The sequence below is a fragment of the Piscibacillus sp. B03 genome, assembly GCF_052246295.1.
Lineage (GTDB): Bacteria > Bacillota > Bacilli > Bacillales > Alkalibacillaceae > Piscibacillus.
Genome location: NZ_JBQQCO010000022.1, coordinates 12415 through 25630, shown reverse-complemented (window position 1 = coordinate 25630; position 13216 = coordinate 12415). Strand labels below are relative to the sequence as shown.

Here is a 13216-nt window from a genome sequence, read left to right as displayed (position 1 = left end):
CTTTACCTGATTTTTCTAATTACTTTTTAGATTATATACGCTACATTTCAAAAAAGCAACACTATTTTAAAAAATATTCAAAATAGTATCAAAAGCCTATTAAAATAATAACTAAAATAATTGCTGCAATGATTGAAATAAAAAATATTGATACTAAACGTGACACACTAATCATCGATTCATCTTTCCACCTAACTGGTCTAACCCCACTTAAAAAGAATATGATCACTGCACTCAAAACTATGCATGTAATATTTGTCATAATTAATAAAAATGAACCGTAAGTATCATCCCATAATGCTTGCCCAATTGACATACCGAATGTGATTACTGGAGGGAGTAAGGCGACAGCCACCATAACACCGACCAAGTTGCTAGATAATCGGTTCAAAATAGACATAGCACCTGCAGCACCTGCAGCCAATGCTAAGAAAAAATCTGCAAGCGTAACGGATGTACGATTTGTGTACTGAGATGAGGATGTCCCTTCTATAAAAAAATAACCAAATAAGGCTGAGATTGCTACAATTGCAAAAATACCCGCAAATAAGGTTAGAGCGGCCTTACCCAAATGTGGTACATCACCTAATACTGTCGCAAACCCCATAGAAATTGCTGGGCCAATTAATGGTGCAATAGCCATTGCCCCTATGACAACAGCGGTATCATCTTTCATGAAACCCGCTGTCGCAACAATTGCCGAAAACACGACTAACAATGAATAATTCAGAGTGAGTGAGCTCTTGTCTTCAATTGTATGCATTAATTCTTGTCGGCTAGCTCTTAGAAAACGTCTTTTCTCCTGTTCACTGTCTTCTTCATCAGGTTCTTCTTCTACATTCTGATCCTCTTCTTGAATTGTTTCATGTGAGAAATACGTATGAACGGGAAATAAAATGGTTTCAAACCCTTTTGATGACCTGGACACGGTTTCTAAATAGTTTAAAACCTCTTCCACATAATCGCTAGATACAATCATTCTAATTAATATTCGTTCATTATGAGTTTCTTCTTCTTTCCACGTACCTTCTCTTGAATAACTTCGAAGTCTTTCAACGACAAAGTGATAGTTACTCTTAGGCACATATACTTCCACTAATTGTAATCCCACGTGTTCTCACCTACTGCTATTCATAATTTGTATCCCTGTTAGTATTTACATATTTTCCATTAACAATCACATACTATTCATAAATAAAATTGAGGAGATTGTCATGAGACGGAGAAGCAGAAATAAGACATCCAAAAATAGTTATTTTCCATGTGAACTTGAAAAGCTAGAGAAAGATTTAAAGGATGGCTTTTTTAATTCATCACCTGATTTCTCTACCAAAAAGTTTGAACATGAAGATCAAAGAATATTAGTCATGTTCATCAACTATATGGTTGAAAAAGAACAAATATATAGACATATTATTGAATTAATTCAACAGTCGAATGAACAATGGGACCCTATTATGCTTAAAAATAGAATTCCAATATCAGATGGAGAATTGAGAACAGCTGTTAAAGATATTGGTGGGGACCTATTAGGTGGTTCTGTCGCAATTTACATAGAAGGACAGGATCAATGTGTTACCTATGGGGTCCCTCAATTAAAAGAAAGAAATCCAGAACGGGCTGAAACAGAGTCCTTAATATTTGGACCTCAAATATCATTTACTGAGTCCATGCAAACCAATTTAAACATTGTTCATTGGCGGTTAGATAATCCAAGCTTAGTTACTGAAAAGTTCGTGATAGGAAATGAAATCCCTAGTGAGGTTCGTTTAATTTATTTAAAAGATATTGCCGATGAAGAAAACATTGACGAAATGAGAAGAAGGCTTAATAAGCTTCAAACAGACGATGTTCTAGAAAGTTCTGTTTTGACGCAATATATTGAAGATAATTCATACTCAATATTCCCTCAATTCTATGTGACAGAATTACCTGATCGATTTTGTTATGAAATTAAAGAAGGAAAACTTGGTGTACTAGTCGATAAAAGCTCTAGTGGTGTAATTGCACCAACCAATTTCTTTAGTTTTTTTGAATCAACAGAGGACTTATATACGCGTTGGAATATGGGGTCATTTATACGGATTATGCGTTTAATCGCTATGTTTTTATCAGTAACCTTAACTCCATTTTATGTTGCAGCATTAACGTTTCACTATGAAATTATTCCAACTGCTCTCATGGTGTCGTTAGGACACTCGCGTTCTAGGGTGCCATTCCCTCCACTATTGGAAGCCTTAATATTAGAATTCCTAATAGAACTCATTCGTGAGGCTGGGGCTCGACTACCAACAAAAGTCGGTCAGACAATGGGTATCGTGGGTGGAATTGTAATTGGGCAAGCAGTTGTACAAGCGGGTTTTACAAGCAATATTTTAATTATCATTGTTGCTCTCAGTGCGCTTGCATCTTTTACTGTCCCAAGTTATTTAATGGGATCCGCTATACGAATCATGCGTTTTCCGTTAATCATTATGGCAGGATTATGGGGGTTCATTGGGATTTTTTATAGCTATTCTTTTATTTTAATTCATGTATTAAGACAACAATCTTTAAAACGTCCTTACTTTGCACCAATTTACCCGATGAGACCTAAAGATTTTGATAACTCAATTATCCGTATTCCGTTTTTGAAGAGTAATTATCGTGCATATACGAACATTCCTAAGGATAAAAAGCGTTTTGAAGAACCGCCAAAGAAAAAGAAATATGATATTGAAGACTTTTAAATGGAGCTAACTTATGAAGAGTCTATCGATTCCAAAAGACAATCAAATAAAAGCAGCTTATTTGTTCATTGTGCTTCACACCATGCAAGTGGGTGTCGGTATTGCTGGATATCCACGTCTCGTATTTATGGAGTCGAAACAAGATAGTTGGTTAGCCATTATATTGACTGGTTTAATTTTGCACCTTGTAATAGCGTGTATAGTTTTTATCCTAAATACCTATAAAACAGAGGATTTACCAGGTGTACTAACCAAAATGCTGGGAAACATATTAGGCAAAATCATTAGTTCAATATTTGTGATTTACTTTTTATTAATGTTCCTTAGTGTTATTACGAACTATATTGAATTCGTTCAAGTGTTTATTTTCCCTAAAATGTCCTCTTGGTTTATAGGATTATTACTATTAACTCTAGTATGGTATGCCGTATACGGAGGAATAAGAGTAGCTGTAGGAGCCAGTGTTGTATTTTTCTTATCAGCAATATGGATGGTTGGATTATTATCTACACCTATTTCTTTTATTGAAACAAGAAATTTTTTCCCCCTTTTCACAGTTGGATGGGAAGGTTTATTAAATGGGGTATTAATTTCATCATATACATTTCTAGGATTTGAGCTTTTGTGGCTGATTTACCCTTTTATTAACGACAAAAAGAAGGTATCAAGGTACAGTCAATTAGCAATTGTGTTTACAGTTGTAATGTATTTAACCATTACAATGGTTTCCATAGGTTATTTTGCACCAAGACAATTGGAAGAAAAAGTATGGCCTCTTCTAACAATGTTTAAGGTTATATCATTTCCAATGTTTGAACGATTTGATATATTAGCTGTTTCACTGTGGATGCTCGTTATTTTACCTAATTTGATTTTACTAGGTTGGATGGTCACATTCACCTGTAAACGAGTTCATGGTTTAAAACAGAAACATTGTCTAGTTGTATTAATTATATTTTCATTACTGTTCGTTACAATTTTTTCTGATCGACAATTTGTTAATACGCTAACAGATTTTACAGGAAGAGTCGGTCTTATATTGGGATTTGGATTTCCTTTTCTACTATTACCTTTTGCTATAAGACATCGAATGAAAGGGAAGAAAAAATCATGAAAAAAGTCCATCAATTAATTATTGTTTGCTGTATATCTTTGGTGTTGCTAACCGGTTGTTTAGAAACGCACATCCTTGAAGAATTGGGAATTGCGACAGTATATGGTTTTGATAAATCAGAAGAAGGAGATTATTTAGAATCTACAACAGTATTGTTTCAATTTAACCCTGATGTAACAGATGCGTCTCAAATCATTCACAGCGAAGGAGAAACATTTAGAGAGCTTAGAAATAACGCAAATAAAAAGTCCGGGTATAAAATAGTTTCGGGTCAACTTAGGTCTATAATTTTTGGACCACGGCTTTCAAAAGAAGGCATTTTTCCTTACATTGATACACTTGAACGTGATGCCTCTTTATCAGATATGGTTTATATTGCAATATCAAACCAACAAACTGAACACTTACTAACTGCTTCTAACTATGAACAGGCTCCGAATATTGGAACTTATATACAGGATTTAATTGAGACTGCTGTTAGGGATGAGCGTATAACCAGCAATACATTACATGAATTTATTCGCAAATATTTTACTGTTGGTTACGATCCATTAGTGCCTATTGTAGAAAATCACGATAATAAAGCTCAACTTACTGGCTTGGCTATTTTTCAAGACGATAAATATGTTGGAGATATACCGATTGATGATATCTTTTACGCAAGATTAGTTTCCGACAAATTTAGACAAGGGCAGGTTGATATTAAATTCCCTATTGAACCGTTTAAAAACTTAATGGAAGATTATGAAGAACCAAATTCTGACCAGGTAATTGTTGTATTGGATCAACTTCATAACCGAACGGATGTAGAAATCACGAACCCTGCAGCACTTAATTTCAAGGTAGATGTCGATATCAAAGGAAGAATTGTTGAACTAACTGAAAGAATCGATCTTCAGAATAAAGAAGCTTTAAAGAAATTAGAAGAACATATTAGTGAAGAAATAAAAACAAATATTGAGAGATTAATTCAAAAATCTAAAGAAACGAACTCTGATTTCTTTGGATTTGGTAAGACGTATATATCCGAAAACCGTAATCAGCAATTAACGAAAGATGAATGGCGAGACATGTACCCAAACATTAATGTAACGGTAAACGTTAAAACATCAATTAGAAATTATGGAATTATTGAGTAACCATAAAAGAGGCTGGGACAAAAGAAAAGTAGCTTAACAAAAAACGAATATTGAGTTTTATTAGCGTAGTCAAAATGCGCAGACTCCTGGTCGGCTAAAAACGGCCACGTCCTATGGCCAACGCCGACACTAGACCGTCCAGGTCGTCGCAGAACAGCACGAGCTGAGGGGCCACAGGATGTGAGTCAGTTCGGCGTTGCAACATGGATGTTGCGTATTTAGCCGAACATCCTTAAACTCCGAACGAAAGTGAGTTTGGGGAAGTTGAAGCCGTGCCTGCGGAAAGCGAAGCATTTTGACGCAGCTAAAAATTGAAGACGAATATTAGGAGTAACTTGACTCCTAATATTCGTCTTCTCTAAGGATAAGATATCTTTTGTCCCAGCCTCTTTCTTACTTCATCGTATCTTTAATGAGCTGAACAACATCACTTTTCACTTCTCGTGCTTGATAAGTCTTCATTTTATCTTGGAATCGATCACGTTGATCGTTTAATTCTTTTACTTTTTGAACTAAGTATTCTCTTGTTAGTTCTTCTTCTTCAATCACTTCAGCATAACCTTGCTTCTTAAACGACTCAGCATTTAAAATTTGATCGCCCCTACTTTGCTGACGAGATAGTGGGATTAATAGCATTGGAATTCTGAGTGCTAGAAACTCAAAAATTGAGTTTGACCCAGCACGTGATATAATCACATCAGTAATAGCGAATAGATTTTTTAACTCATCTGTCACATACTCATACTGAACATATCCAGGCTGTTCAATCGAAGGATCAATTTTTCCCTTTCCACATAAATGAACCACTTGGAATTCTTTCAATAAAGTTGGTAATGCATTGCGAACTGATTCATTGATTTTCTGTGCTCCGGAGCTTCCTCCCATAACTAATATGACTGGTCGGTCATCGTTTAGTCCTGTGAACTCATAGGCTTTTCTTACATCCCCTTCAAATAATTCTTCACGAATAATCGCTCCCATATGTTTCGCTTTCTCACTTGGTAAGTGTTGGTCCGTTTCAGGAAAAGTAGTTAAAATATAAGAACTGAATTTCGTGGCAATCTTATTCGCTAATCCAGGTGTGTAATCTGATTCATGGATAATTGATGGTACGCCTACCATTTTAGACGCCATGACAACTGGAACAGATACAAACCCACCTTTCGAGAATACGATAGAAGGGTTCACTTTCTTGATTATTTTCCTCGCTTGAAAAATGCCTTGTAGCACACGGAACGGATCTTTAATATTTTCAATAGATAAATATCTTCTTAACTTACCAGTCGCGATTCCGTGATATGTAACACCCTCTAAATCACTGATTAAATCTTTTTCAATTCCCTTATATGAACCGATGTAGTGAACATCATACCCCTCTTGTAGAAATTCAGGGATTAATGCCAAGTTCACAACGACATGGCCGGCAGTTCCTCCACCGGTAAAGACGATCGACTTTTTACTCATGTATGTCTTCCCTTCTATTCTTATCATGTAAAATCAAGTATAATGTCATATTAGCAAATGTCGTTCGTTTTGAATAGGAGCGCGATTGAATAATGTATGAAACTAGAAGTATTTCAGAAAAATTATCTTTATTTATAAAAATATTAATTCCAATCTTGGTGACGCAAGTTGGTCTATACTTAATGAACTTCTTCGACACCATCATGGCGGGTCAGGCAGGTGCCAATGACCTTGCGGGTGTCGCCATCGGTTCGTCTGTATGGGTTCCTATTCTCACTGGTGTAACGGGAATTCTAATGGCAATTCCCCCAATCGTCTCTCAGCTATTAGGAGCACAACAATCAGAACGGATTACACATGTTATCAGACAAGGGATCTATTTATCTATTGCAATAGCAGGAGCTATTTTTATAATAGGCGCACTCGTATTAACGCCTATTTTAAACGCACTATCATTAGAAACTGAGGTTCGTCATATCGCAAAATACTACTTAGTGAGTCTTGGGCTTGGGATGGTGCCTCTTTTCCTATTTAATCTACTTAGATCTTTTATTGATTCTCTAGGACAGACGAAAACATCCATGACCATTATATTATTAGCCTTACCTATTAATGTTTTCTTTAACTATTTATTTATCTTTGGAAAATTTGGAGTTCCTGCATTGGGTGGGATAGGTGCTGGTATTGCGTCAGCGGTCACTTATTTTATATCGGCATGTATTGCTATTTATATCATTCATCAAAAAGTTCCCTTTAGTTCATATCAAGTCTTTTCTAGTATTGAAAAGCCATCATTTAGAGCTTGGGGAGAACAGTTAAAAATTGGAGTACCAATTGGTATCACTATCTTTTTTGAAACAAGTATTTTTGCCGCAATCACGTTATTGATGAGTGTCTATAACACTGAAACGATTGCCGCCCACCAAGCGGCAATTAACTTTGCAACGTTATTTTATATGTTGCCACTAGCAATTGCGATGGCACTGACAATTGCTGTCGGGTTTGAAGTTGGTGCAAATCGACTGAGTGAGGCCACATTGTATTCTAAAATCGGGATTAGTTCTGGAGTTATATTCTCTATTGTAAGTGGCGGATTGATTTTCATCTTTCGTGAACCTGTCGCCATGCTATACAGTAACGATCCAAAGGTAATTGATTTAATGAAAACTTTCTTAATTTACGCGATCTTTTTCCAAATTTCAGATGGAATTGGAACACCGATTCAAGGTGCTTTACGCGGATACAAAGACGTAAACGCTGCTTCAATTATTGCGCTCATATCATTCTGGATCTTAGGACTGCCAACTGGTTACATAGTCGCTAATTTTACAGACCTCGGCCCTTATGGATATTGGGTAGGCTTAATTACAGGTCTTGGGTTCGGTGCATTGGCATTATCAGTTAGATTAATTTTTATAAGTAAAAGAAGCATCTAAAAAGAGCTTACTAATTGCTTAACGGGTTCTGTTCAGAGGTGTACAATAGATAAAGGTAGGTTTGGGAGGGATACGTATGAAACAAATGATAATGTCGTTAACCTTATTGCTATTTATTTTATTTTTGACTGCTTGTAATCAGAATTCGGAACACCCATACGCCAAAAACATAGAGGGTATTGATGATTTTCCATATGAGTTCAAGCTTCCAACCCATATGCCATATGAAGTAGAACGAGTGAAGTTATTCCATTATGATCAAAGAACTGAAGAGTTACCTGAAAAAATTAAATGAATTAAAACCATTGGATTTCAACCTAGAAGTTTCACTTCGTGGTACATCGGGAGAAGAAATAGTTATAACTCATATAGAGCCAAAACAAGAGCTTAGAAATAGAACAGGTGCGAACGAACAACAATTAGAATTGAGTAATGGCACAGAAGCAAAATATTTCTATAATGGTAGTTCCCAAATTTTAACTTGGAATGATTCAGGTTTCAGTTACGACATTATAGTTTATCTTCCTGAACAGGATCAAGAACTTTATTCTGTAGAAGAACTAATAAAAATCGCTAATTCTTTTGCTCCATATTATAAACCTGAGTAACTTCTTCAAATAAAGTTGAGAGTTTGTTGAAGAACAAAAATCCATGTTAAAGGGCTTAGAATTTTTCTAAGCCCCTGTTTTGATGTGATTGTCAATTGTATTATAATTTTAACCGTTATTAACGTTTTGTACCTCTGAACGGAACCCGTTACTAGTTACGAGCTCTTTTTTATAGTTGCTAGAAAAGTCATTGCTTGATGTAGTGGGACTTCTTTATGATATTCCCATTTTTCATAATCCATTGCTCCACCTGGGCTAACATTAATGAGTTTTAATTCAGTGTGTCTTAACAGTAATTTCAAATCTGCAGGTGAATAACATCTTAAATATTGTGTTATCTTTTCTTTTGGCTGACCATTTAACCACCATGTATCAGTCATCCGGCAATCCTCTGCCTCAAATCCGTATTGACGTTCAATTCCGCCGATTTTCATTTGTTTCCCCGAAACTTTCGCCCAATACCATGGGGTATAAAGGTCGATAAAAACTGTGCCGTCATCCTTTAGCCATTTCGAGATTCGTTTTAGTAATCTTTCCTGCTCTTCATCTGTACCAATGCCAAATCCATCCCAATAACATACAAAATCGAATGTTTGACCCAATTCGACTTCATAAAAATCGCCTTGAATGACCGTTATTTTATCCTCAACACCATACCTCTTAGCCATCTCTTTGGTAAAAGCGACCCCTTCGCCTGTTAACTCTAGGGCCGTGACGTAGAACCCTTCTTTTGCCACTGTTATGGCAAACTGACCAAGACCACTACCCAGATCCAAAATGGTACTGTCGCCGTTAGGGTTTTGTGCTAAAACTTTATCCAATAAATCATACCTTAAATCACCCGAGTTAAGAACATCATGCTCTGTAGACCATTTGTATTGTTTACTATAAAAATCATTTAACCAATTCATTGAAAAAGCCTCCTTATTTTTAATTAAAAGAAGACTTTTGATTAGAAGTTCAATATACCCATTTAGATCCTCCTTGCCTTAATGCTAACCATTGTATAATAGTTTTTTAAATAATACAAAATTAAATTTCCGAGTGAAACTATGGTTGGATCCGAATTCTATCGCTATGGATGTTATTTTGAATTCTATGGGTGTTTCCGCAACTCATTGATGTAGCCCCATTTAACAATAAATAAGCTGTGATGTTTTGGCACCACAGCTAGCGTTCTTTCTATTTTAAATTCATAACAACTAATCTTTCTTCGGTCATTTCCTTAATACTATATTTAGGACCTTCTTTGCCCCAACCACTATCCTTCATACCTCCATAAGGCATAAGGTCGACTCTGTATTGGGAAGCATCGTTAATCATAATCCCGCCAACCTCCATCTTACGAGCAGCTTTCATAGCTTTATTGATGTTGTTTGTAAAAATACCGCCTTGTAGGCCATAATCAGACTGATTTACTTCATTAAGGCATTCATCTAAATCACTGTAAGAGATTAATGACATAATGGGTGCGAATACTTCTTCACAAACAACTTTCATTTCCTGAGTAACATTCGTAACAACTGTTGGCTCTAGGAAGTTTTCATTACGTGTACCACCGACTAAGATTTTGGCTCCTTTATCCTTCGCTTCCTGTATCCATTCTTCAGCACGTTTTGCTTCTTCAACTGTAATCATTGGTCCTACGTCTGTTTGGTCATCAAATGGATCTCCGACATTCAACTCTTTAATAGCTGATAATAACTCGCTCTCAAAATCGTCTCTTATTTTTTCATCAACGTAAACTCGTTGTACAGAAATACATACTTGTCCAGCATACGCATAGCTTTTAGCCGCAATATTCTGTGCTGCTTCTTTTATATCCGTCTCGTGATCAACAATGACTGGTGAGTTATTGCCTAGTTCCATAACTAACTTCTTCATGCCGGTATTTTGCTTAATATTTAAACCGACTTCTGCACTACCGGTAAAGGTGAATAATTGTATGCGTTCGTCTTTAGTTAACCATTTACCAATTTCAGAACCTTTACCTGTAACAACATTTAATACACCAGCAGGCAATCCTGCTTCTTCAAAAAGTTTGGCAAGAATTAAGGCTGTCGTAGGAGTTGCACTAGCTGGTTTTAGAACTACCGTATTTCCCGCAGCAAGAGCTGGGCCGATTTTATGCATAACTAAATTTAACGGAAAGTTAAAGGGACTAATGGCTGCGACCACCCCTACTGGTACGCGAATTGTAAATGCCATACGGTTTTCGCTACCTGGTGCTGCTTCTACAGGGACCCCTTCACCAGATAGTCTTTTGGCTTCTTCTGCGGATAATAAAGTTGTCTCCACAGAACGATCAACCTCCGAACGTGCTTGTTTAATTGGCTTTCCTGCTTCATGTGTAATATTCTTAGCAATTTCCTCTTTTCGTTCTTTGAGTAAATTTGCCACATTCATTAAAATTTCATAACGTTCATAAGGTGTTGTTAAATCATAGCGAAAAGCACATTCTGCTGCATCTACTGCTGATGTAACATCGTTTTCATTTGCTTTGGATACTTTAGCATAGACATCTTGATTTGTTTTATCTACTACTTCCATCATTTCATTGGTTTCTTGCCATTTCCCATTAATAAACAATCCAAATGTTTGCATTGTAACACCCTTTCTTAGTCTATATTATCCATATTACACAATAGATGGAGTATTAAACAAAAAAAGGCTTGGACCATTAAGATCCAAACCTTTGATGATTATTAGATGAATAGACCTGCAATTGTTGCAGATAGGATTGATGCTAAAGTCGCACCAATTAATAATTTCATTCCGAAACGAGAAACAACTTTACCTTTTTCATTACTAATACCTGCAACCGTACCTGCGATAATACCGATTGAAGAGAAGTTAGCAAAGCTTGTTAAGAATACGGATAGAACACCAACTGCTTTTTCAGACATGCCGTCCATTGCAGCTTGTAGTTCTAACATCGCTACGAACTCGTTGGTAATTACCTTAAGACCCATAATTCCACCAGCTTGTGCAATTTCTGCAGCTGGAACACCCATTAAGAATGCTATTGGTGATAGGATCCAACCTAGAACTTCTTGTAACGTTAATCCGCCAGCTAATGCGCCTAACACATAGTTGACTAATTCTAATGAAGCTAAGAAAGCGATTAACATTGTTGCTACGATTAAAGCAATTTTACCACCATCTAGTGCACCGTTCGCCATTGCTTCAAAAACACTTCTGGATTCTGTTACGTCTTTAATATCAACTTCATCATCTTCATCTGGCACACTTACTGGAGCAATGATTGAAGCTAGAATTAACGCACTGAACATGTTTAATGGAATTGCCACTAAAACGTATTGTTCAGGTAACATTTGTAGGTAAGCACCAACGATTGATGCTGATACTGACCCCATTGCAGAAGCGCTTACAATGTATAATCTATTCTCGGTCACGCGATGGAATTGTGATTTAATCGCAAGTAACGCCTCAGATTGTCCAAAAAACATACTGTTTACTGCGTTGAATGATTCGATTTTTGGTAAACCAGTAATTTTTGAAATAACTCCACCAAGAATTTTAATTAACCAAGGTAGAATCTTTAAATAAGTTAATACAGATAGGATTGTTGCAAAAAATACAATAATTAATAATACGTCAAAGAAGAATACGCTTGCCTCATCTTCTATAGCTAGTCCACCTAAAACAAAGTCAACTCCGACTTTACCGAACTCGATTAATTTATTAAACGCCGCTGATATGGACGTTATAATCATTTTACCGATCGGTGTGTTAAACATGAACCAAGTAATTAATAGCTGAGCAATCAGCATGAAAGCGATTCCTTTAAAAGGTATGTTCTTTTTATCGTTTGACATAAACCATGCAATCGCTAACACAATTGCTACTGCAGCTATTGCAAAGATAATATCCATTATAATACCCAAGATGTTGTCCTCCCTTTAAGTCTTAAGAATCATATCACAATTGTAGATTGTAGCAATTTTTTCTTACTCTAACAATACTTCTAGCCTATAAAAATACTGGTAAATAAAAGTTTAATAATTGTTAATTTTGTAATAAAGGCTCTACTTCAGTCATGTATATCATAACCGAATTAGCTCTAATTTATGTCCACCCGGTAATACCCTTTACCACTTACTATCATTTTTCTAACTAATTCCTCCGTTTTCATTCGATCATGGGGAGAGCATTCTTCGTCTGTTAAATGATAAATGGTCATAGGCTCATTGATTTGCTCGAGACGTTTAATCGGTCGATACAAAGATGTTCCTCCACTAAAGGGCGGAAAATCTTGTTTTTTTGATTGATATTCAAAAATATCACAATCATGATATAAAACCAAATCAATGCTTAGTTGTTCTATTTTATCAAGTAGTGATTTGGAATGACGTTTCATTGAATATGACGTATCAATCAGCATAATATCGATTGGTTCTTCTCGTGTTGACTCAAAAAGGTTATATTTCATACTTTCCTCAAAATTTTGATTATAAGCTAAATGTGTTAGTAAAGTTTGTTTAAGATTCAGTTTTCTAATGTAACGGTATCGAGTGCTTTTATGTTTGTCAATTAATGATTTTAATTTTTCATCACTTAATGGCTTTCGAATTGAGGTAGGCTGTTGAAATTTCTCTTCTTTTTGCGGGATAACAGGTGTTCTGTTATGAAAAAATATTGGCTTTTTGTCGTCTTTCAAATTCCCTCACCTATTTCTAGCTTTTTAGTTTATTACTATGAAGTA

12 protein-coding genes are annotated in these 13216 nt (G+C 35.8%); 6 read left to right on the top strand and 6 right to left on the bottom strand.

Features of this window, described 5'->3' with window-relative positions:
• Nucleotides 1-88: 88 nt before the first annotated feature.
• Nucleotides 89-1111 carry a TIGR00341 family protein gene (locus ACTWQB_RS13715; protein WP_443139765.1) on the bottom strand — a complete coding sequence of 341 codons (1023 nt, stop codon included), beginning with the start codon at nucleotides 1109-1111 and terminating at the stop codon, nucleotides 89-91.
• Nucleotides 1112-1214: 103 nt separating this feature from the next.
• Between ACTWQB_RS13715 and ACTWQB_RS13710 the strand changes: the two genes are divergently transcribed.
• The 3 genes from ACTWQB_RS13710 to ACTWQB_RS13700 are packed head-to-tail and all read left to right on the top strand — an operon-like array spanning nucleotide 1215 to nucleotide 4982.
• Nucleotides 1215-2729: a spore germination protein gene (locus ACTWQB_RS13710; RefSeq protein WP_443139764.1), complete on the top strand. Its 1515-nt coding sequence runs from the start codon at nucleotides 1215-1217 to the stop codon at nucleotides 2727-2729.
• Nucleotides 2730-2742: 13 nt separating this feature from the next.
• Entirely contained in the window at nucleotides 2743-3843 is a 1101-nt protein-coding gene (locus tag ACTWQB_RS13705; RefSeq protein WP_443139763.1) for a GerAB/ArcD/ProY family transporter, read from the top strand.
• Nucleotides 3840-4982, top strand: coding sequence for a Ger(x)C family spore germination protein (locus tag ACTWQB_RS13700; RefSeq protein WP_443139762.1), 1143 nt, complete (start codon nucleotides 3840-3842; stop codon nucleotides 4980-4982). The genes ACTWQB_RS13705 and ACTWQB_RS13700 overlap by 4 nt, the downstream gene beginning before the upstream one ends.
• 393 nt (nucleotides 4983-5375) lie before the next feature.
• Here the strand turns inward: ACTWQB_RS13700 and ACTWQB_RS13695 are convergent, their stop codons facing one another.
• A complete protein-coding gene (locus ACTWQB_RS13695; RefSeq protein ID WP_443139761.1) occupies nucleotides 5376-6446 on the bottom strand; it encodes an undecaprenyldiphospho-muramoylpentapeptide beta-N-acetylglucosaminyltransferase in 1071 nt (356 codons plus the stop codon).
• 92 nt (nucleotides 6447-6538) lie between these two features.
• On the opposite strand from ACTWQB_RS13695, the gene ACTWQB_RS13690 reads away from it, so the two are divergent.
• The 3 genes from ACTWQB_RS13690 (at nucleotide 6539) to ACTWQB_RS13680 (ending at nucleotide 8490) form a co-directional block, all read left to right on the top strand.
• On the top strand, nucleotides 6539-7882 hold the full coding sequence (locus ACTWQB_RS13690; RefSeq protein WP_443139760.1) for an MATE family efflux transporter: 1344 nt from the start codon (nucleotides 6539-6541) through the stop codon (nucleotides 7880-7882).
• Nucleotides 7883-7958: 76 nt separating this feature from the next.
• A complete protein-coding gene (locus ACTWQB_RS13685; protein ID WP_443139759.1) occupies nucleotides 7959-8177 on the top strand; it encodes a hypothetical protein in 219 nt (72 codons plus the stop codon).
• On the top strand, nucleotides 8137-8490 hold the full coding sequence (locus tag ACTWQB_RS13680; RefSeq protein ID WP_443139758.1) for a hypothetical protein: 354 nt from the start codon (nucleotides 8137-8139) through the stop codon (nucleotides 8488-8490). Before ACTWQB_RS13685 ends, ACTWQB_RS13680 begins: the two co-directional genes overlap by 41 nt.
• 155 nt (nucleotides 8491-8645) lie before the next feature.
• On the opposite strand, the gene ACTWQB_RS13675 is transcribed toward ACTWQB_RS13680, so the two are convergent.
• From ACTWQB_RS13675 to ACTWQB_RS13660, 4 genes are all read right to left on the bottom strand, one after another.
• Entirely contained in the window at nucleotides 8646-9401 is a 756-nt protein-coding gene (locus ACTWQB_RS13675; RefSeq protein WP_443139757.1) for an SAM-dependent methyltransferase, read from the bottom strand.
• Between the two features lie 271 nt (nucleotides 9402-9672).
• Nucleotides 9673-11094, bottom strand: a complete 1422-nt coding sequence (locus tag ACTWQB_RS13670) for an aldehyde dehydrogenase family protein (protein ID WP_443139756.1) — start codon at nucleotides 11092-11094, stop codon at nucleotides 9673-9675.
• 101 nt (nucleotides 11095-11195) lie between these two features.
• Nucleotides 11196-12386 carry a NupC/NupG family nucleoside CNT transporter gene (locus ACTWQB_RS13665; protein WP_443139795.1) on the bottom strand — a complete coding sequence of 397 codons (1191 nt, stop codon included), beginning with the start codon at nucleotides 12384-12386 and terminating at the stop codon, nucleotides 11196-11198.
• Nucleotides 12387-12574: 188 nt separating this feature from the next.
• Nucleotides 12575-13171 (bottom strand): hypothetical protein, encoded by a 597-nt coding sequence (locus ACTWQB_RS13660; protein WP_443139755.1) that lies wholly within the window; start codon nucleotides 13169-13171, stop codon nucleotides 12575-12577.
• Nucleotides 13172-13216: the final 45 nt, after the last annotated feature.